We start from the raw sequence: 20392 nt of genomic DNA, 5'->3' as shown, positions 1-20392 counted from the left end.
CGGACGGTCGACGTCCGCCGGACGGAGCGTGTGTGGGCCAACTATGAACGCAGCCGCACGGATCCTGCCAGCACCCCGGCCGTACCGTGCCCGACCAACATGGGACTCGACCAATGACGGGACGTCGGCGGCAGGGCCTAGAGTGCTGCCGTCAGCCCTTCGCCCAGTCCCGGGAATCCAGCCATCCACGATCTCGCCTCCCGCATCCGCCGGCTCGGCCCCTCCTGCGGCCCGGTCCGTCTCGTCGGTGTCGACGGGCACGCGGGCTCGGGCAAGTCCACGTTCGCCGGGCGGCTGTCGGCGGCACTGGACGGCGCCCCGGTGCTCAGGCTCGACGACGTCGCCAGCCACGAGGAGCCGTTCGACTGGACCGGGCGGCTGCTGCGTCAGGTGATCCGGCCGCTCGGCCGCGGTGAGAGCGCGCACTGCTCCCCCTACGACTGGCGCACCCGCCGCTTCGGACCGCCCCGACCGCTGCCGCCGGCCCCCGTGATCCTCGTGGAGGGCGTGGGCGCGGGGCGGCGGGCACTGCGCCCGTATCTGGCGCTGCTGTTGTGGATGGACCTGCCCCGTGAGGAGTCGTGGGCGCGGGGCCGGGCACGGGACGGGAAGGAGCAGCGGGAATTCTGGGACGGCTGGGTGCGCGCGGAGCACGAGCACTTCGCGGGTGACCCCACACGCCCCTTCGCCGACCTTCTGGTGCGGCAGTGCGAGGAGGGGTACGAGATCGTTCCCGGGCCTGCCGGGACGGTTGCGACACCCCCTCCGATCACCCACGGTGACGATCCGTAGGCGATGTGGTGATCCCGTGAAGGGCGGCCCTGGACAAGTTGCCAGAGTCGCCCAACTCCGCTTGACCGGGGGCCCGTACAGGTCTTACGTTCTCAATGTGCGGCCCTTCGGAGCCGCCCGCGGACACGAAGCCCCCGGTTGTTCCCCCGTGATCGGGGGCTTCGTTCTGCCTTCGCGCGGTTTCCGACCGCTCAGCGGCATATGCCGATCACCCTGGGTCACCAGAAGCCGGGGGCTCTCCCCCCTCCGCGCCGCTCCACCACGCGCACGGCACCCTACGGACGTGACGCCGCCGCAGGTACCATGCCCTCGGTGCGACCTGTGGACGACGCTTGGCGCACCTTGCAACTCCAATCCGTGGCACTGCGGTTCGACCACAGGGAGCCGACGGACGACGACCGGCCGGCACACCGACGGGGGCACGGTTTGTGGGGGACGTGATGGACTTCGGCACGCAGGGCCCGCAGGCCCCGGCCGACCTCGCCTGGCTGCGAGGCGTGGACGCCTACACCATGGGCGCGTATCCGCAGGCGGAGGAGGAGTTCCGCACCGCGGTGCGGATCGACCCCGGGATGGCCGACGGCTGGCTCGGACTGCACGCGCTGCGCATCGACACGACGGCCGCGCTGCTCCGGATGCACCGGCACCGCGAGCGCTTCGGCGAACAGCGCGCCCGGCACCGGCGCACCCTCAACTCCTGGTACTGGCTGGGCTGGTGGGTGCAACCGGTACTGGAGAGCCCCCGCGACCTGCTGCTGGCGCACGCCTCCCACTGGCTGGACGGCCGCCATGTCCCCGAACTGGACCGGGCACTGGCCGGACTGCCTCCGGTGGACACCGATCCGCACGTCCGCTTCCTGCACGCCTGCCGCTCCTACCTGGTCAAGGACTGGGAGCAGTTGGTGCGGCACACGGACTCCCTCGTCGAGGACCCGGTGCTGGGCATCGAGGCCGGGCTGTTCGGCGGCATGGCCCGGGTGCGGCTGGAGATGTACGGGCAGGCCGAACCGCTGCTGTCGGCGGCGCTGATGCGGTGCCGCAGCGAACAGCCCCAGCGCAAGGAGCTGCGCTACTGGCTGGCCCGCGCACACGAGGGAACGGGCCGCAGCGCCGCCGCGCTCCCCCTGTACCGGGCGGTGCACCGGGTCGATCCTGCCTTCATGGACACCTCCGCCCGGCTCGCCGCGATCGCCGAGGGCGACGGGTACGACGACACCGCCGGTCTCGCCGCGATCACCCTCGCGGGCGCCGGGGACATGATCGACGGCCCCGACACGCTCGACCCGCTCTTCGGCAGCGAGGGGCGTGATCTCCGGCTCTCCGAGCCCGAACCGCCGCCGGCCCCGCTGCCGTCGGTCTCCGGCACGGGGGTGCGGGTGCGGGCGGGCGGATCCGGCTCGCCGCTGCCGACGGGCCCCACCGATCCGGCGCTGCTGGAGGAGGCACTCGCCGAGCTGGAGCGCATGGTGGGGCTGGAGCCGGTGAAGCGGCAGGTCAAAGCCTTGTCGGCGCAGCTGAACATGGCGCGGCTGCGGTCCGGGCAGGGGTTGCCGGTGCAGCCGCCGAAACGGCACTTCGTCTTCTCCGGGCCGTCCGGCACGGGGAAGACGACGGTGGCCCGGATCCTGGGCCGGGTGTTCTACGCACTCGGACTGCTCGGCGGTGACCACCTCGTGGAGGCCCAGCGGGCGGACCTGGTGGGCGAGTACCTGGGCCAGACGGCCGTGAAGGCCAACGACCTGATCGACTCCGCGCTCGGCGGTGTGCTGTTCGTGGACGAGGCGTACTCACTGTCCAACTCCGGTTACGGCAAGGGCGATGCGTACGGGGACGAGGCTCTGCAGGTGCTGCTGAAGCGGGCGGAGGACAACCGGGACCACCTGGTGGTGATCCTCGCCGGGTATCCGGAGGGCATGGACCGGCTGCTGGCGGCGAATCCCGGGTTGTCGTCGCGGTTCACCACACGGGTGGACTTCCCCTCGTACCGGCCGCTGGAACTCACCGCCATCGGGGAGGTGCTGGCCGGGGAGAACGGGGACGGCTGGGACGAGGAGGCCCTGGAGGAGCTGCGGTCGATCGCCGGGCACGTGGTGGACCAGGGGTGGATCGACGAGCTGGGGAACGGGCGCTTCCTGCGGACGCTGTACGAGAAGAGCTGTGCGTACCGGGATCTGCGGCTGTCGGTGTATCCGGGGGCGTTGACCCGCGAGGACCTGGCGACCTTGCGGCTGCCCGATCTCATGCAGGCCTACGGGGAGGTGCTGTCCGGGCGGGGGCCGTCGGCCCCACCGGGACTGTGAGGCCCTCCTTGGGCCATGAGACCCCACCGGGGCCGTGGCGTCCCGGTGGTGCCGACAGCGCGGGGCGTGCTCGCCCCGCGGCGCGGTGGGGAGGCCGCCCGGCGGCTATGTCGCCAGTGCCTCCTCCGGGGTGCCGCCGGCCCTCTGGGGCGTGAGCGCCACTTCGCGGTGGGCCGGGTCCCTCACCTCGCCGACCAGGAGTTCCAGGACGTCCTCCAAGGCCACCAGACCCAGGACCCGGCCGGTGGGGTCGGAGACCTGGGCGAGGTGGGTCGCGGCACGGCGCATCACCGTCAGGGCGTCGTCCAGGGGGAGTTCGGGGCGCAGGGTCGTCATCCGGCGCCAGAGCTGCCGCGGGACGGGACGGTCGGAGTCCTCCAGGTCGAGCACGTCCTTGACGTGGAGGTAGCCCAGGAAGGCGCCGGCGTCCCCGGACACCGGGAAGCGGGAGTACCCGGTGCGGGCGGTGAGCTCCACGATCTGCGCCGGGGTGACCGCGGGGGTGACCGTGACCAGTGACCCGCCCTCGATCAGGACGTCCGTCACGGGGCGGGAGCCCAGTTCCAGGGCGTCCTCCAGGTGCTCGGCCTCCTCGGGGTCGAGGAGGCCCGCCTGCCCGGCGTCCTCCACCAGCCGGTTGAGCTGCTCGCTGGTGAAGACGGCCTCGACCTCGTCCTTCGGCTCGACGCGGAACAGCCGCAGCACGGCCCGGGCGCAGGCTCCGAGCGCGACGGTGACGGGGCGGCACAGCCGGGCGAACCAGACCAGCCCGGGGCTCAGCCACAGCGCGGCCGTCTCCGGGGCCGCCATCGCCAGGTTCTTCGGGACCATCTCGCCGATGACGAGGTGGAAGAAGACCACGACGGCGAGTGCGATGGCGTAGCCGAGCGGGTGGATCAGGCCGTGGGGCACGTGCATCCAGGCGAAGGCGGGCTCCAGCAGGTGGGCGACCGTCGGTTCGGCGACCGCTCCCAGGGTCAGCGAGCAGACGGTGATGCCGAACTGGGCCGCCGCCATCATCTGCGGCAGGTGCTCCAGGCCGTGGAGGACCTGGCGGGCGCGGGCGGTGCCGAGCGGTTCGATCTGGCTGCGGCGGACCGAGACCAGGGCGAACTCGGCGCCGACGAAGAAGCCGTTGGCGACCACGAGCAGCGCGGCGAGGAGAAGGTGCAGCACGCTCATCCGGCCACCTCCACCAGGGGCAGCGGAGCCGTTCTGACCAGGCGTACGCGTTCGGCGCGGTAGTGGCCCACCGTGCGCACCGACAGCCGCCAGCCGGGCAGGTCGGCGCGGTCGCCGACGGCCGGGATGCGGCCGAGCAGGCCGGCGACGAGCCCTGCCACCGTCTCGTAGGGGCCCTCGGGCACGTCCAGGCCGATGCGCCGCAGCATGTCGACGCGGACGGCGCCGTCGACGTCCCAGGCCGGGTTCCCGTCCTCCGGCGGGACGGCGGCGATTTCGGGGAGGTCCTGTCCGTCGTGCTCGTCGCGCACCTCGCCGACGATCTCCTCGACGATGTCCTCCAGCGTGACGACCCCGGCCGTGCCGCCGTACTCGTCGACGACGACCGCGATCGGCTGTTCGCTGCGCAGCCGGGTGAGCAGCGGCCGTACGGGAAGGGTCTCGGGGATCAGCAGGGCCGGGCGGGCGATGCGGCCGACCGGGGTGCGCAGCCGCTCCGGCGCGGGCACCGCGAGGGCGTCCTTGAGGTGGACCATGCCGACGATCTCGTCGATGCGGTCCCGGTACACGGGGAAGCGGGACAGGCCGGTGGCCCGGGTCAGGTTGACCACGTCCTCGGCGGTCGCCGACGCGTGCAGGGCGCTGACCCTCACGCGCGGGGTCATGACGTGCTGTGCGGTCAGCTCGCCCAGGGACAGGGTGCGGACGAAGAGGTCAGCGGTGTCCTGTTCCAGGGCGCCGGCCCGCGCGGAGTGGCGGGCCAGGGAGACGAGTTCGCCGGGGGTGCGGGCGGAGGCCAGCTCCTCGGCGGGCTCGAAGCCCAGGGCGCGCACCAGATGGTTGGCGACGGCGTTCAGCCCGGCGATGACGGGGCGGAACAGGCGGGCGAACGCGTGCTGGGGGCCGGCCACGAAGCGGGCGACCTGCAGCGGGCGGGACACCGCCCAGTTCTTGGGCACGAGTTCACCGATCACCATCTGCACGGCCGAGGCCAGCAGCATGCCGACGACGACGGCGACTCCGGGGACCGCGCCCCCGGGTATGCCGATGCCGGTGAAGGGTCCGTGCAGCAGCGCGGCGAGCGCCGGCTGGGCCAGCATGCCGACGACGAGGGAGGTGAGGGTGATGCCGAGCTGGGTGCCGGAGAGCTGGAAGGACAGCTCCCTCAGCGACTCGACGACCCGGCGGGCGCGCCGGTCACCGGCCGCGGCGGCCCGTTCGGCGTCCGGCCGCTCGACGGTGACGAGACCGAACTCGGCGGCGACGAAGAATCCGTTGGCCAGGATCAGCAGGAAGGCCGCTGCCAGGAGCAGCAGGGGGGTGGTCATGATGCCGCCGCCTCCGCATGCGCGCGAACCCGGTGACACGGGTCCGCGCTCTGTCGGCAGGGGGCGGCGCAGGTACTACAGGACGATCCGTCCATCGCCGGAGAGGGTCACTCCTCGGGTCAGCAGGAGCCCCTGGGCCACCGGGCGGGGCGGCAGGGGCGAAGGCGCGGTCGTCGCGCCTTCGCCCACCAGATTAATCAAGACATGGGCGACCGCGGCAGGCGGACGTCCCCGCCGCTTCCCCGATCCGTCACCCTTACGGGGCGCGGCGAGCGGTGCGCGGTGGCGGCCGGGGTCAGTCGCGTACCGTTTTGGGCCGGGCAGTGGAGCGGGCCTCGGCGAGGGCCCGCAGCGCGCGTGCGTCGGCGACGGCGCGCGCCTTGGCGATGCCCGGCTGGATGCCGAGTACGGGCATGCTGGTGCCGTCGCTGAGGTCGAGGAAGACCCAGGGATCACCCGGGCGGAGGTTCACCCGAAGGATCTGCGCCCACTCCAGGCGACGCCGGCTCACGATGTTGACGACGGTGACACCGTCCTCGTCCGCGACCACCTTCGGCCGGGCCAGCAGGAACAGCACGCCGGCCAGCAGCGCGGCCGTGAAGACGAAGCTGATCCGCTCCCCCGGGCCGAGTTGCTTCAGCAGCAGTCCGACGAGGGAGACGACCACGAACAGCGCGGTACCGGCCGTGAGCAGCACCGCCCGGGTGCGGGCGGGGCGGAAGGTGACGGGCAGGGGGCCCGGTGTGGATTCCGACATGGGGGTGCTCCGGGGCCGGTCAGAGGCGGCAGGCGTGGATGGCCGTGGTGAGGATGGCGCGGGCGCCGATGTCGTAGAGGTCGTCCATGATCCGCTGCGCCTCCTTGGCGGGGACCATCGCGCGGACGGCGACCCAGCCCTCGTTGTGCAGCGGGGAGACGGTGGGCGACTCCAGGCCCGGGGTGAGCGCGACGGCCTTCTCCAGCTGCTCGACGCGGCAGTCGTAGTCCATCATCACGTACGTCCGGGCGACGAGGACGCCCTGGAGGCGGCGCAGGAACTGCTGCACCTTGGTCTCGACGGACTCGTCGGCGTCGGCGGAGGCGCCGGTGCGGCGGATGACGACGGCCTCGGACCTCATGATCGGCTCGCCGAAGACCTCCAGGCCCGCGTTGCGCAGTGAGGTGCCGGTCTCGACGACGTCGGCGATGACCTCGGCGACGCCCAGTTCGATGGCGGTCTCGACGGCTCCGTCGAGGTGGACGACGGAGGCGTCGACGCCGTGGTCGGCGAGGTGCCCCGCGACGATCCCCTCGTAGGAGGTGGCGACCGTGCGGCCGGTGAGGTCGGCCATGCCGGTCGCGGTGCCGGGCTTGGCGGCGAAGCGGAAGGTGGAGCGGGCGAAGCCGAGCGGGAGGATCTCCTCGGCGTCGGCGCCGGAGTCGACGAGCAGGTCACGGCCGGTGATGCCGATGTCGAGCTTGCCGGAGGAGACGTAGATCGCGATGTCGCGCGGGCGGAGGTAGAAGAACTCGACCTCGTTCGTCGGGTCGACGATCCGCAGTTCCTTGGACTCGCGGCGCTGCTGGTAGCCGGCCTCATGCAGCATCTCCCCCGCGGGGCCTGACAGGGAACCCTTGTTGGGGACGGCGATGCGCAGCATGAGGTCGGCTTCCTTCGTGTGGAGGGGTGGGTCGCGGGGCGCGGGGTTTACAGGTGGGCGTAGACGTCGTCGAGGGAGATGCCGCGGGCGACCATCATCACCTGGACGTGGTAGAGCAGCTGGGAGATCTCCTCGGCTGCCGCTTCCTTGCCCTCGTACTCGGCGGCCATCCATACCTCGGCGGCCTCCTCGACGACCTTCTTGCCGATGGCATGGACGCCCTTGTCGACCAGCTCGGCGGTGCGGGAGGTGGCGGGGTCGCCGTGGGCTGCCTTGTGCTGGAGCTCGGTGAAGAGCTCCTCGAACGTCTTCTTGGACATGGTGGTCCTTACCCTACGCGCTGAGGGGGACTGCTCACCGCCAGGGTTCGGATACCGAGCGCAGGCAGGCCGCGGTCGCCACGGCCGCGGTGACCGCCTCGTGGCCCTTGTCCTCGCTGGAGCCGTCCAGTCCGGCGCGCTCCAGGGCCTGCTCCTCGGTGTCGCAGGTGAGCACGCCGAAGCCGACGGGCACGCCGGTGTCGACCGAGACCTGGGTGAGGCCCTGGGTGACGCCCTGGCACACGTAGTCGAAGTGGGGCGTGCCGCCCCGGATCACGACGCCGAGGGCGACCACGGCGTCGTAGCCGCGGCCGGCCAGGACCTTGGCGACGACGGGGAGTTCCCAGCTGCCGGGGACCCGGAGCAGGGTCGGCTCGTCGATGCCGAGGTCGTGCAGGGCGCGCAGGGCGCCGTCGACCAGTCCGTCCATCACCTTCTCGTGCCACTGTGCCGCGATGACGGCGACCCGCAGGTCTCCCACATCGCGTACGGACAGCTCCGGTGCACCCTTGCCGCTCACGTCTCTCCTCGGTTCTCTTACTGGTTGCCGCAGGCGGGCACGGTCGGTGTGTCCAGCCAGGGCAGGTCGTGGCCCATCCGGTCCCGCTTGGTGCGCAGGTAGCGGAGGTTGTGCTCGCTCGCGGTGACGGGCATCGGCTCGCGCCGGAGGACCTCGATGCCGTGGCGGGCGAGCGCGTCTGACTTGTCGGGGTTGTTGGTCATCAGGCGGACGTCGCGCACCCCGAGGTCGGCGAGGATCTGCGCGCCGGCGCCGTAGTCGCGGGCGTCGGCGGGCAGGCCGAGCTCGAGGTTGGCGTCGAGGGTGTCCCGGCCGCGTTCCTGGAGTTCGTAGGCGCGCAGCTTGGACATCAGGCCGATGCCGCGGCCCTCGTGTCCGCGCAGGTAGACGACGACGCCGCGGCCCTCGGCCTGGATGCGGTCGAGGGAGGCGTCGAGCTGGGGGCCGCAGTCGCAGCGGCGGGAGCCGAAGACGTCGCCGGTGAGGCACTCGGAGTGGACGCGGACCAGGACGTCCCGGCCGTCGCCGATCTCGCCGTGGACGAGGGCGACGTGTTCGACGCCGTCGACGGTGGAGCGGTAGCCGTACGCGGTGAAGGCGCCGTGGGAGGTGGGCAGCAGGACCTCGGCCTCGCGGCGGACGGTGGGTTCGGCGGAGCGGCGGTAGGCGATCAGGTCCTCGATGGAGATGATCGTCAGGCCGTGCTTGCGGGCGAACGGGACGAGTTCGGGCAGCCGCAGCATGCGGCCGTCCTCGCCGGCGATCTCGACGATGGCTCCGGCGGGGCGCAGTCCGGCGAGGCGTGCGAGGTCGACGGCGGCCTCGGTGTGGCCGTTGCGCACGAGCACACCGCCGGGGCGGGCGCGCAGCGGGAAGACGTGGCCGGGGCGGACGAGGTCGGCGGGTTCGGCGGTGCCGCCCGCCAGCAGCCGGAGCGTGGTGGCGCGGTCGGCGGCGGAGATTCCGGTGGTCACGCCGTGGGCGGCGGAGGCGTCGACGGAGACGGTGAACGCGGTCTTCATCGACTCGGTGTTGTCGTCGACCATCTGGGGGAGGCGCAGCCGGTCCAGTTCGTCGCCCTCCATGGGGACGCAGATCAGGCCGCGGCACTCGCTCATCATGAAGGCGACGATCTCCTCGGTCGCCATCTCGGCGGCGATCACGAGGTCGCCCTCGTTCTCGCGGTCCTCGTCGTCGACGACCACGACGGGCCGGCCCGCCGCGATGTCGGCGACGGCCTGGGCGACGGGGTCGAGCCGGAGGTCGAGGTCGTCGGTGTCGAGAAGGCCCGGTGTGATCGGAGGGGAGGCGCGGTGCGGGTCCCCCCAGGTCCTCCGCTCCGGGGGAGCCTCGTTCGGGGTGGCGGTGGGAGACGGGTGGGCGCTCATGCCGGCGCTCCTTCCAGGGCGGGCCGCGCGTCGCGGGAGCGCAGCCACCAGTCACGCAGGCCCCACAGGACCAGTGCGCCGTAGATGACGTAGACGAAGCCGGAGAAGGCGAAGCCGTTGGCGAAGTTCAGGGGGACGCCGACCAGGTCGACCAGCAGCCAGGCGAACCAGAACTCGACCATGCCGCGGGCCTGGGCGTACATGGCGACGATCGTGCCGACGAAGATGTAGGCGTCCGGCCAGGGGTCCCAGGACAGGGACGGGTAGAGGGTGAACAGCCCGCCGACGGCGAGGGTGCCGAGCACCGCCCCGGCCAGCAGTGCGCCGCGTTCGCGCCAGGTCGCGAAGCGGACGGCGATGGACCCGTCCTGCGCCTGCTGCCGGCCGCGGTTCCACTGCCAAAAGCCCCAGGAGGCGACCAGCATGACGACGATCTGCTTGCCCGCGCTGCCGGAGAGGTGGGCGGTGGCGAAGGCGGCGAAGAGGATGAGCCCGGAGACGAACTGGGCGGGCCAGGTCCATATGGAGCGGCGCCAGCCGAGGGCGAGGGCGATCAGACCGATCACGTTGCCGATCATGTCCGACCACTTGATGTGCTGGTCGAAGAGGGTGAAAGCCTCGGAGTTGAGCCAGTTCACCGGGTCGCCCCCTCACTGGTGGCGCGGTCGCCGAGCATCCGCTCGACGTACTTGGCGATGATGTCCACCTCGAGGTTGACCGGGTCGCCGGGCTGCTTGGTGCCGAGCGTGGTCAGGGCGAGCGTGGTGGGGATGAGGCTGACGGTGAAGTGGTCGTCGGCGGCGTCGACGACGGTGAGGCTGATGCCGTCGACGGTGATGGAGCCCTTCTCCACGACGTAGCGGGAGAGGCCCGCCGGGAGCGAGATCTTCACGAGTTCCCAGTGCTCCGACGGCTCGCGCCCGAGGATCTCCCCGGTGCCGTCGACGTGCCCCTGCACGATGTGGCCGCCCAGGCGGGAGCCCACGGCCGTGGGCCGTTCGAGGTTGACGCGGGAGCCGACGGCGAGGGCGCCGAGGCTGGAGCGCTTCAGGGTCTCGGCCATCACGTCCGCGGTGAACTCGTCGCCCCGGTGCTCGACCACCGTGAGACAGACGCCGTTGACGGCGATGGAGTCGCCGTGCTGGGCGCCTTCGGTGACGACGGGGCCACGCAGGCGGAAGCGACAGGCGTCGTCGAGCGTCTCGACGGCGGTGACCTCGCCCAGCTCTTCGACGATTCCGGTGAACACTTCCCGGGTCCTCCTGCCTCTTCGGGCACGGACTCCGGGGCTGTCGATGACGACAGAGCACGGGCGAAGATACCGGGAGCGACGCCGGACAGAGCTCGCCTCGACGGCGAACCGGTACGGCGGCGCGCATGTGCCCGCCCGCCGCGCACTGCCTCCCATCCGGACTTTAACCGTCGGTCCAGGAATTTCACCTGGTCAACCGGCCGCTGGAAGCGACCGGGTCGCGGACTGTAACCGCCGGTTCGGACTTTCACCGACCCCGGAGTGCGCTGCTACTGGTACAGGGCCAGTGTGCCACGACCGGGCGCCGTCCATGCGGGCGAGGAATGTGGGGTGGGTCACAGGCGGTGACGTCAAGGCTGCCGAGCGTCGCGCGGCGGGCAACTCCCGGCCGGCCGCGCCACCTTGGAAGCGCGCGAGATTGGTCCATACCTATTGACGCTGTGGTCTAGTCCTCTTAGGGTCCGAGCCAACTTCCGTGGAGAGGAACCCACTGTGCCGTCCCCCTCACGCCCCGGAGCGAGAGGCGCGCTGCTCGCTTCCGCCGCCGCCGTCACGGGTCTGCTGCTCACCTCCCTGCCCGCCACCGTCTCGCACGCCGCCGGCCAGGAGTCGTGCCGTCCTGACGGCCTCTACTCGACGCCGGGCGTCGACGTCCCCTACTGCTCGGTGTACGACTCGGCCGGGCGGGAGAGGATGGGCTCCGACCACCAGCGCCGGGTGATCGGCTACTTCACCGGCTGGCGCCACGGCAAGGACGGCAAGCCCGCCTACCTGGCGTCCGACATCCCCTGGGACCGGATCACCCACATCAACTACGCGTTCGCGCACGTCGACAAGGGCAACAAGCTCTCCGTCGGCGCGGACGGCGCCGCCAACCCGGCGACCGGGATGACCTGGCCGGGCGTCCCCGGTGCGGAGATGGACCCGGCTCTGCCCTACAAGGGGCACTTCAACCAGCTGACCAAGTTCAAGAAGCAGCACCCGGACGTCAAGACGCTGATCTCCGTGGGCGGTTGGGCCGAGACGGGCGGCTACTTCGACGACAGCGGGAAGCGCGTGGACTCCGGCGGCTTCTACTCCATGGCCACCCACGCCGACGGCTCGGTCAACCAGGCCGGCATCGACACGTTCGCCGACTCGGCGGTCGACTTCATCCGGACCTACGGCTTCAACGGTGTCGACATCGACTACGAGTACCCGACGACGATGAAGGACGCGGGCAACCCGCTCGACTGGTCATTCGCCAACGGCCGCCGCGCCGGTCTGGTCAAGGGGTACGCGGCGCTGATGAAGACGCTGCGCGAGAAGCTCGACCGCGCGGGCGCGGCCGACGGAAAGCACTACCTGCTGACGGTGGCGGCCCCCTCGTCCGGCTACCTGCTGCGCGGCATGGAGACCTTCCAGGTCCAGAAGTACCTGGACTACGTCAACATCATGTCGTACGACCTGCACGGCGCCTGGAACGAGTACGTCGGCCCGAACGCCTCGCTCTTCGACGACGGCAAGGACGCCGAACTGGCCGCCGCCGGCGTCTACACGACCTCCCAGTACGGGGGCATCGGGTACCTCAACACCGACTGGGCCTACCACTACTTCCGCGGCTCGATGCCGGCCGGCCGGATCAACATCGGACTGCCGTACTACACACGCGGGTTCAAGAACGTCACCGGCGGCACGGACGGGCTGTGGGGCAAGGCGCCCTCGACGGACTGCCCGGCGGGCTCCGGGCTGACCAAGTGCGGTGACGGCGCGACCGGCATCGACAACCTGTGGCACGACCTGGACACCGGCGGCAAGGAGTCACCTGCCGGTTCCAACCCGATGTGGCACGCCAAGAACCTGGAGAAGGGCGTCGTCGGGGACTACGTCACCGACTACGGTTTCCCGGCCGGCACGCGGCTGACCGGTACCTACGCCCGCAAGTACGACTCCACGCTGGTGGCGCCCTGGCTGTGGAACGCCGAGAAGAAGGTGTTCCTGTCCACCGAGGACGAGCAGTCCGTGAAGGCCAAGGCGGACTACGTCGTGGACCGCGGCATCGGCGGCACGATGGTGTGGGAGCTGGCCGGCGACTACGACTGGAACGCGGCCTCGGGGCAGTACGAGCCCGGCTCCACGCTGACCACGGCGATGTACGAGAAGTTCAAGGCCGCCGCTCCGTACGGCGCGACGCGGGCGACGACGCAGCTGCCGTCCGAGGCGCTGGACATCGGCGTCGACTTCGGGCAGTTCCCGCTAGGGGACTCCAACTACCCGATCAGCCCCAAGCTGAGGATCACCAACCACACCTCCTCGGCCCTGCCCGGCGGCACCGAGTTCCGCTTCGACTACGGCACCTCGGCACCCGCCAACGCCAAGGACCAGTCCGGCTGGGGCACCACGGTGATCAGCCCCGGCCACACGGGCGACAACGTGGGCGGACTCGACGGCGACCACCACCGGGTGTCGCTGAAACTGCCGGCCTGGCAGTCGCTGGCGCCGGGCGCGTCGGTGGAGCTGGACCTGGTCTACTACCTGCCGGTGTCGACGCCGTCGAACTGGACGGTGACGTTCGGCGGAAAGACATACGCCCTGGCCGGGGACCTGGCGCGCGGGACCACGGTCGTGCAGCCGGGCGGCGGGACCACCCCGACCGACCCGCCGACGACACCGCCCGGTGAGGGCGGCGACTGCACGCAGCCGGCCTGGGACCCGGCGACCGCGTACGGCGGGAGCAGCGTGGTCTCCCACGAGGCGCGCCTGTGGAAGGCGCAGTGGTGGACGAAGGGCGAGGAGCCCGGAACCACCAGCGAATGGGGAGTGTGGCGGGATCAGGGACCCTGCTGACCTCCGTACAGGACCGGCCCGGCGGTGGTGACGACGGCCCTTGCCCACCGCCGGGCCTCACCACGCGCGGATGCGTGCGGCGTGGGACCCGGCGAAGCTGGACGGCGTCGGGCGGCACGGGCGATGTCACATCCGGCGGTGGCCGATCCGTCCCGGCTGCGAAGGGTGCTCCGTCGGGGAGCGCCGGTGTCCGAAGGGGCTGAACAGCATGACCACGATCCTGGTGACGGGCGGTACCGGAACCCTCGGCCGGCCTGTCTGCGAGCGGCTGCGGGCGGCCGGGCACGAGGTGCGCGTGCTCAGCCGGAAGGCACGACCGTACGCGGTCGACCTGCGTGAGGGCGGAAGGGTGCTGGATGAGGCCGTCACGGGCGTGGACACGGTCGTGCACTGCGCGACGTCACCGCGCGGTGGCGACGAGAAGGCCGCACGGAACCTGATCTCCGCGGCAGGGCGGGCGGGCGTCGGGCACCTCGTCTACATCTCGATCGTCGGTGTCGACCGCGTGCCGTACGGCTACTACCGGTCCAAGCTGGCGGTGGAGCGACTGGTCGAGGACTCGGGGACCGGCTGGACCGTGCTGCGCGCCACCCAGTTCCACGACCTGGTCCTCACCGTGCTCCAGGGCCTGGCGAAGGTTCCTCTCGTGCTGCTGCCGGCCCGGGTGAAGGACCAGCCGGTCGACGTCACGGAGGTCGCGGAGCGTCTGGCCGGTCTGGCCCAGGGCGCACCGGCGGGGCGTGTGGAGGACATGGGTGGACCCGAGGTCCGGACGTTCGACTCCCTCGCCCGCGCTTATCTGCGGGCGTCGGGCCGCCGTCGCGCGGTGGTGAAGGTCCCGCTGCGCGGTGCGGCCTACCGGGCCTTCCGCGACGGCGGCCACCTCGCTCCGGACCACGCGGTCGGCAAGAGGACCTTCGACGAGTTCCTCACCCACCGGTTCGGCGCCGGCCCTTCACACCGGTGAGGGACGTCCCCCTGCACGAACACCGGTGCGCGGGCATACCCCGCCGCCCGGCCCGCTCTCCGTCGGGAGGAGTGCGCGCCGGGCGGGGACCGGCAGCGTCGTCCGGGACACGGGCTCCGAAGGCGCCGGCGCCTGGAGCGCGCGTAGCGCGGGCGGCACGGCCGCGCCATGAGGCCCCGTGTGGACGGTCAGTGGCCGGGGGCGCCGAAGAGGTCGTCCTGGGCCCGGTCGCGGGCGGTCAGCAGGGCCCCGCGCAGTACCGCTCCGCCGCCGAGGGTGCTGGGGCGCACCTCGGCGAAGAGCGGGGACATCGCGGCCAGCCGCTCCTGTACCCGTGACGCCAGCGGCTCGCCACCCGCCTGCCCGACCTCCCCGCCCAGGACCACACACCCCGGGTCCAGCAGCGCGACCACCGACGCGACTCCCACCGCGATCCGGTCGGCCAGAGCGTCGAGGAAGGGTGCTCCGGCGGGGACGGTGGCGGCGGTCCGTACCGCAGCCGCCGCCGCTCCGGGGGCGGCTTTCCGCTCCGCCTCGATGCCGTACTCCTCCGCGAGCGCCGCGACCGCAGCCGACCCGACCAGGGAGTGGAAGCCTCCCTCGCAGTCGGTGGCCGAGGGCAGGCCGCGGGTGCCCGGAACCGGAAGGAAGCCGATCTCGCCCGTACCGCCGGAGGCGCCCCTGCGCAAGGTGCCGTCGAGGATCACGGCCGCGCCGGTGCCGTGGCCCAGCCAGAGCAGGACGAAGGTGTCCCGGTCGCGGGCCGCGCCGTGACGCTGCTCGGCGAGCGCGGCGAGGTTGGTCTCGTTCTCCACGCTGACGCGCGTCTCGGGCAGCCGCTCCTGGAGCGCGGCGACCAGGCGGCGGTGCCATGCGGGCAGGCCGGTGGAGTCGCGCAGTTCGCCGCTGGCGGGGTCGATCAGCCCGGGGGCCCCGATCCCGACGGTGTGCAGCCGGTCGGCGCCCGCGTCCTTCACCGTCCGCTCGACCAGTTCGACCGCCCGGTCCACCGCCGGCCCGGTGCCCGTGTCGCCGGTGATGGGCAGTGCGGCCTCGGCCAGGGCCTCGCCGACGAGGTCGGACACGACGACGGCGACGCTCTCGGTGCGCACGTCCAGCGCGGCCAGGTGCGCCAGGCCCGCGACGATGCCGTACAGCTTGGCGTTGGGGCCGCGGCGCTGCTCCTTCGCCTCACCGGCCACCGCGATGAGGCCGGCCGCGCCGAGACGCTCGACGAGGTCGGCGACGGTGGGCCGGGACAGTCCGGTCAGCTGCTTCAGCTGCCCCGCCGTCAGCGGGCCCTGCTGCTGGAGCAGACGCAGGGCGAGCCGGTCGTTGATGGCTCTGGCGGTGCTCGGGGATGCGGCCATGCCGGGATCCTTCCAGATGGCGGGACCGGTCGGCGTGGGGGACCGGTGGCGCGGGCTGAGCGGAGAGAGGAGCGGATTCAAAACCCCTTATCCCTCAGGCAGGGTTCCTGATAGTTTACGGCGGCGCTCGAGGCAACGGACCACCGGGAGGGGCGGCGCGATGAGTACAGGCGCGATGAGTACAGGCGCGATGAGTACAGGGGTGTACGCACCACACGAGGTGAGGCGGGCACGCTACGCCGTAGGGGCCGTGTTCGCCGTGCACGGCGCGGTCACCGGCTCGTTCGCCACCCGCGTGCCCTGGATCCAGGACCACGCCGGCGTGAGCGCCGGGCAGCTGGGCCTGGCGCTCGCCTTCCCCGCACTCGGCGCGTCCCTCGCCATGCCCCTGGCGGGGAGCATCAGCCACCGCTTCGGAGCCCGCAACGCACTGCGCGGACTGATCGCCCTGTGGACGCTCGCACTGGTCCTGCCGTCGGTCGCCCCGAACCTGCTCACCCTCTGTCTCGCCCTGTTCGTCTACGGCGCCACGGCGGGCATGTCGGACGTGGCGATGAACGCGCTGGGCGTGGAGGTGGAGAACCGCCTCAACAAGTCGATCATGTCCGGGCTGCACGGCATGTGGAGCGCCGGCGCCCTGATCGGTTCGGCGGCCGGCACGCTCGCCGCCCACCTCGGCACGGACGCCCGGCTGCACCACGCCCTCGCGGCGGCCGTGCTGACGGTGGTGGGTGTCGCCGTCTGTGCCTGGGTGCTCGATCTGCAGCCCACCGAGGACGAGGAACCGCCGCCGCGGTTCGCGCTGCCGCCCCGTTCCGCGCTGCTGATCGGCGCGATCGGTTTCTGCGCGGTGTTCGCGGAGGGCGCGAGCCTGGACTGGTCGGCGGTCTATCTGCGCGACCAGTTGGAGACGTCGGCGGGTCTCGCGGCGGCCTGCACCACCGGCTTCACGCTCACCATGGCGATCGCCCGGATCGCCGGTGACCGTGTGGTCGACCGGTTCGGCGCCGTGCGCACGGTCCGCACGAGCGGTGTCGTCGCCGTGCTCGGCGGGCTGCTGATCGTCCTCTCCGAGCACCCCGCGGCGGCGATGGCCGGCTTCGCGCTGATGGGGCTCGGCATCGCGGTCGTGGTCCCGCTGTGCTTCGCCGCCGCCGGCCGCAACGGGGCCAACCCGAGCCTCGCCATCGCGGGCGTCGCGACCATCACCTACACCTCGGGGCTCGTCGCCCCCAGCGCCATCGGCCTGCTGGCCCAGGCGACCAGCCTGTTGGTGTCGTTCGTCCTGGTGACGGTGCTCTCGTGCGGCATCGCGGGGTTCGCGGGCGTGCTGCGCGCGGGAGACCGCAGGAAGGTCACGCGTCCGGACGCAGCAGTTCCCGAGCCGCGTCCCTGAACGCCTCGCTCCAGGGCGCCGGGCGCAGCGTCGTGGCGTCCAGCCGCACCAGCACCCGGGTGCCCCGGGCGTAGGTGACCGCCCCGTCGGCCGAGCAGAAGCGGAAGCCGTAGGTGAGTCCGGTGGTGCCGAGCCGGTCCAGCCAGAGGTGGACGCCGTAGGTGCCCGGCCGGGTCACGGGGGCGTCGTAGGTGACACGCAGTTCCCTGACCGCGTTGCAGGCGTCGCCGGCCGCGGTCCAGTCGCCCTCGAAGCGGACGCCGTTGCCGTGCCACAGCTCGGTCCAGGCCCGCTCGACCAGCAGCGGATAGCGGGCGTTGTGCAGCAGCCCCAGCGCGTCGAGGTCGTCGAAGTGGACGGTGACGGGGATCAGCCGGCCGTGGGAGAGGGCGGGGGCCAGTATTGCTTCGGCGGTCACGGGTGGGACTCCTGGGGGCGTACGGGATGAGCGCCGCTCTCCATCGAACGACGGCGCCCCCTCATCCTAAGCAGACGCTCAGCAGGCCGGAGAGGCCCGGCCACCTGTACGAAGCACTCCTGACCAGCCCGCACAATGGTCCGGACACGCTGGCCTGACGACGAAAGCGACACCCCATGAAACTCGGCGTCCGCTGGACACTGCACGGCGACGGACGCACCCCGGCGCCCGGCGCGGTGGTCCGCCCCGACGAACGGCTCTCCTGGCCCCGCACCGCGGGCCTGGGCGCCCAGCACGTGGTGGCGATGTTCGGTGCCTCCTTCGTCGCCCCGGTGCTCATGGGTCTCGACCCGAACCTGGCCATCATGATGTCGGGCGTCGCGACGATCGTCTTCCTGCTGGCGACGCGCGGCCGGGTGCCCAGCTACCTGGGCTGCTCGCTCTCCTTCGTGGGGGTCGCCGCGGTCATCCGGGCCGACGGCGGCTCCAGCGCCACCGTCACGGGCGCGGTGTTCGTGGTCGGCGCCGCGCTGTTCCTGGTGGGTCTCGCGGTACGCCGCTTCGGCGCGCGGATCATCCACGCGGCGATGCCGCCGATCGTGACCGGCGCGGTGGTGATGCTGATCGGCTTCAACCTGGCGCCGGTGACCGCCGCCACCTACTGGCCGCAGGACCAGTGGACCGCCCTGTTCGTGATGCTGTTCACCGGTCTGGCCGTGGTCTGCCTGCGCGGTTTCTGGTCCCGGATCGCGATCTTCCTCGGCCTGGTCTTCGGATACGTCCTGTCGTGGGCCCTCGACCGGATCTTCGGCAAGATCCACGCGGCGGACGCCGGCGGCCAGGTCACCGACCACTGGCGCCTGGACCTGTCCGGGGTGGGCCGGGCGGACTGGATCGGCCTGCCGACCCTGCACGGACCGTCCTTCGAGATGTCGGCGATCCTGGTCGCCCTGCCGGTGGTCATCGCCCTGATCGCGGAGAACGCCGGGCACGTGAAGGCCGTCGGCGAGATGACCGGCGACAACCTCGACGACAAGCTCGGCACGGCCATCTCCGCCGACGGTGTCGGCTCCATGCTGTCCACGGCCGTCGGCGGCCCGCCCAACACCACCTACTCCGAGAACATCGGCGTGATGGCCGCGACCCGCGTGTACTCCACCGCCGCGTACTGGGCCGCCGCCGGTTTCGCCCTGCTGTTCGGTCTCTGCCCGAAGTTCGGTGCCGTGGTGGCGGCCATCCCGGGCGGGGTGCTCGGCGGGATCACCGTCATCCTGTACGGCATGATCGGCCTGCTCGGCGCCCAGATCTGGATCAACGCCAAGGTGGACCTGCGCAATCCGCTGAACCTCGTACCGGCCGCGGCGGGCATCATCATCGGCGTCGGCAACGTCTCCATGGAGGTCACCGACACATTCTCGCTGAGCGGTATCGCGCTCGGCACGCTCGTGGTCATCACCGGATACCACGCGCTGCGCGCCTTCGCGCCGGCCCACCTCAAGACGCAGGAGCCACTGCTCGACGAGGGCACGTCCTCCTACGACACCGAGGGCACCGAGGGTGATCAGCGCGCCAAGTCGTAGGCGTACGACGGGGTGAAGGTGCCCGGCGCCCCCTTGCAGCCGTCGGACTCGCCGGGGAGCTTCACCCACAGGTAGCCGTGGATCCGGTCCTCCCCGGTGGCGAGCGTCGGGGCGCGGCCCAGTGTGCGGCCGGCCGGGTCGCACCATGCGCCGTCCGCCGGGGCGCCGTTGCCGTTGCGGCTGGTGTCGATGACGGCGCCGAGGCTCGACGGGCCACCGAGGGCGTCGAGCACGGCACGGTCGTAGGAGATCTCGGCCGCCGTGCTGTGGAAGTTGGAGACGTTGCTGAAGATGCCGTCCGAGGAGGCGGCCGAGGCGGCCCCCGCCTGCCGCAGCCAGCCGGCCTGCCGGGCGGGCGCGTTCCAGCCGGAGTGCCCGGCGTCGAAGTAGACGCGGGCCCGGGGGTTGGCCTCCTTGAGCACCCGTCCGGCGCGGGCCAGCGAGGCGAAGCGGTCGGCGCGCTGCCCGGCCGGGAGGCACTCGGCCTGGGCGACCGAGTCGGGTTCGAGTATCACGATGACCTCGCCGCTGCCGAGCCCGGCGGCGAAGCGGTCGATCCAGGCGTCGTAGGCACCCAGGTCGGGGGCGCCGCCCTGGGAGTGCCCGCCGCAGTCGCGGTCGGGGATCGTGTACGGCACCAGGACCGGCGTCCGGCCCTGCGCGGCCCCGCCGGACGCCACCGCGCGGACCCGGGAGGTGATCGAGTCCGGGGAGTAGTCGGCGAACCACACGGCCGCGGGCTGGTCGGCTATCCGGGACTCGATGACCGTGCGGCGCGGGTCGTCGGGGTTGGCCCGCACCCAGTCCAGGACCCGGCTCTCGGGGTGCCGGTAGAGACGGGTGGACACGGGGGCCGTCCGCCGCTTCTGCGGGGTCGGGGACGCGGACGGCTTCGGGCCGGCCTTCTTCGTGGGACCGGCGGTGGGCGACGGGGACGCCGACAGCGACGGGGAGAGCGACGGCGGCACCGCGGGCGGCGGTTCCGGGGGCGGGGAGGAGGACACCTCGGGCCGGGCCTCGTCCGCGCCATGTCCGTCACCGACCGCCGAGATCATCCCGGTGGCGGTGCCGACCGCCACCACGACGGAGGCCGCCGCGGCCATCGTGCCGCGC

18 protein-coding genes and 1 riboswitch are annotated in these 20392 nt (G+C 72.2%); of the genes, 6 read left to right on the top strand and 12 right to left on the bottom strand.

The genetic code is table 11. The annotated features are described in order from the left end of the window. Positions 1 to 183: 183 nt before the first annotated feature. Both ACZ6A9_RS23600 and ACZ6A9_RS23595 read left to right on the top strand, forming a co-directional pair. On the top strand, positions 184 to 792 hold the full coding sequence (locus ACZ6A9_RS23600) for a uridine kinase family protein (RefSeq protein ID WP_468988676.1): 609 nt from the start codon (positions 184 to 186) through the stop codon (positions 790 to 792). Between the two features lie 440 nt (positions 793 to 1232). Then, on the top strand, positions 1233 to 3092 hold the full coding sequence (locus ACZ6A9_RS23595) for an AAA family ATPase (protein ID WP_468988513.1): 1860 nt from the start codon (positions 1233 to 1235) through the stop codon (positions 3090 to 3092). Between the two features lie 105 nt (positions 3093 to 3197). Here ACZ6A9_RS23595 and ACZ6A9_RS23590 read toward each other — a convergent pair whose 3' ends face one another. The 9 genes from ACZ6A9_RS23590 to ACZ6A9_RS23550 all read right to left on the bottom strand — a co-directional run bounded on the left by ACZ6A9_RS23590 (position 3198) and on the right by ACZ6A9_RS23550 (position 10719). After that, positions 3198 to 4274, bottom strand: a complete 1077-nt coding sequence (locus ACZ6A9_RS23590; RefSeq protein ID WP_468988511.1) for a hemolysin family protein — start codon at positions 4272 to 4274, stop codon at positions 3198 to 3200. Further along, entirely contained in the window at positions 4271 to 5602 is a 1332-nt protein-coding gene (locus ACZ6A9_RS23585; RefSeq protein ID WP_468988508.1) for a hemolysin family protein, read from the bottom strand. Before ACZ6A9_RS23585 ends, ACZ6A9_RS23590 begins: the two co-directional genes overlap by 4 nt. A gap of 295 nt (positions 5603 to 5897) precedes the next feature. After that, positions 5898 to 6359: a PH domain-containing protein gene (locus ACZ6A9_RS23580; RefSeq protein ID WP_468988505.1), complete on the bottom strand. Its 462-nt coding sequence runs from the start codon at positions 6357 to 6359 to the stop codon at positions 5898 to 5900. A 19-nt stretch (positions 6360 to 6378) separates the two neighbouring features. Continuing rightward, positions 6379 to 7242: an ATP phosphoribosyltransferase gene (gene hisG, locus ACZ6A9_RS23575; RefSeq protein ID WP_468988503.1), complete on the bottom strand. Its 864-nt coding sequence runs from the start codon at positions 7240 to 7242 to the stop codon at positions 6379 to 6381. Positions 7243 to 7289: 47 nt separating this feature from the next. Continuing rightward, positions 7290 to 7562, bottom strand: a complete 273-nt coding sequence (locus ACZ6A9_RS23570; protein WP_004990764.1) for a phosphoribosyl-ATP diphosphatase — start codon at positions 7560 to 7562, stop codon at positions 7290 to 7292. Between the two features lie 34 nt (positions 7563 to 7596). Beyond that, positions 7597 to 8082 carry a 6,7-dimethyl-8-ribityllumazine synthase gene (gene ribH / locus ACZ6A9_RS23565; protein ID WP_468988500.1) on the bottom strand — a complete coding sequence of 162 codons (486 nt, stop codon included), beginning with the start codon at positions 8080 to 8082 and terminating at the stop codon, positions 7597 to 7599. A 17-nt stretch (positions 8083 to 8099) separates the two neighbouring features. Further along, complete coding sequence (locus ACZ6A9_RS23560) at positions 8100 to 9470, bottom strand: bifunctional 3,4-dihydroxy-2-butanone-4-phosphate synthase/GTP cyclohydrolase II (protein WP_468988497.1); 1371 nt, start codon at positions 9468 to 9470, stop codon at positions 8100 to 8102. Next, positions 9467 to 10108 carry a nicotinamide mononucleotide transporter family protein gene (locus ACZ6A9_RS23555; protein WP_468988494.1) on the bottom strand — a complete coding sequence of 214 codons (642 nt, stop codon included), beginning with the start codon at positions 10106 to 10108 and terminating at the stop codon, positions 9467 to 9469. Before ACZ6A9_RS23555 ends, ACZ6A9_RS23560 begins: the two co-directional genes overlap by 4 nt. Further along, a complete protein-coding gene (locus ACZ6A9_RS23550) occupies positions 10105 to 10719 on the bottom strand; it encodes a riboflavin synthase (protein ID WP_468988491.1) in 615 nt (204 codons plus the stop codon). Before ACZ6A9_RS23550 ends, ACZ6A9_RS23555 begins: the two co-directional genes overlap by 4 nt. 141 nt (positions 10720 to 10860) lie before the next feature. After that, positions 10861 to 10991: riboswitch (FMN riboswitch) on the bottom strand. Positions 10992 to 11214: 223 nt separating this feature from the next. On the opposite strand from ACZ6A9_RS23550, the gene ACZ6A9_RS23545 reads away from it, so the two are divergent. Together ACZ6A9_RS23545 and ACZ6A9_RS23540 are read left to right on the top strand one after the other, a co-directional pair. After that, complete coding sequence (locus tag ACZ6A9_RS23545) at positions 11215 to 13548, top strand: chitinase C-terminal domain-containing protein (protein WP_468988489.1); 2334 nt, start codon at positions 11215 to 11217, stop codon at positions 13546 to 13548. Positions 13549 to 13756: 208 nt separating this feature from the next. Then, positions 13757 to 14515, top strand: a complete 759-nt coding sequence (locus ACZ6A9_RS23540) for an SDR family oxidoreductase (protein ID WP_468988486.1) — start codon at positions 13757 to 13759, stop codon at positions 14513 to 14515. Between the two features lie 188 nt (positions 14516 to 14703). Here ACZ6A9_RS23540 and ACZ6A9_RS23535 read toward each other — a convergent pair whose 3' ends face one another. Beyond that, positions 14704 to 15885 (bottom strand): ROK family transcriptional regulator, encoded by a 1182-nt coding sequence (locus ACZ6A9_RS23535; protein ID WP_468988484.1) that lies wholly within the window; start codon positions 15883 to 15885, stop codon positions 14704 to 14706. A gap of 190 nt (positions 15886 to 16075) precedes the next feature. Here ACZ6A9_RS23535 and ACZ6A9_RS23530 point away from each other — a divergent pair, with 190 nt between their 5' ends. Then, positions 16076 to 17281 (top strand): MFS transporter, encoded by a 1206-nt coding sequence (locus ACZ6A9_RS23530; RefSeq protein WP_468988481.1) that lies wholly within the window; start codon positions 16076 to 16078, stop codon positions 17279 to 17281. Here the strand turns inward: ACZ6A9_RS23530 and ACZ6A9_RS23525 are convergent. Next, entirely contained in the window at positions 17241 to 17699 is a 459-nt protein-coding gene (locus ACZ6A9_RS23525) for an acyl-CoA thioesterase (protein WP_468988479.1), read from the bottom strand. The genes ACZ6A9_RS23530 and ACZ6A9_RS23525 overlap by 41 nt on opposite strands. A 176-nt stretch (positions 17700 to 17875) precedes the next feature. On the opposite strand from ACZ6A9_RS23525, the gene ACZ6A9_RS23520 reads away from it, so the two are divergent. Then, entirely contained in the window at positions 17876 to 19279 is a 1404-nt protein-coding gene (locus ACZ6A9_RS23520; protein ID WP_468988476.1) for a uracil-xanthine permease family protein, read from the top strand. On the opposite strand, the gene ACZ6A9_RS23515 is transcribed toward ACZ6A9_RS23520, so the two are convergent. Next, positions 19261 to 20382, bottom strand: a complete 1122-nt coding sequence (locus ACZ6A9_RS23515; protein WP_468988672.1) for a glycoside hydrolase family 6 protein — start codon at positions 20380 to 20382, stop codon at positions 19261 to 19263. The genes ACZ6A9_RS23520 and ACZ6A9_RS23515 overlap by 19 nt on opposite strands. Between the last annotated feature and the right edge of the window lie 10 nt (positions 20383 to 20392).

The organism is Streptomyces sp. NPDC041124, from assembly GCF_055592385.1.
Note: the sequence above shows the minus strand (reverse complement) of the source record. Positions and strands in the feature narration are given on the sequence as shown.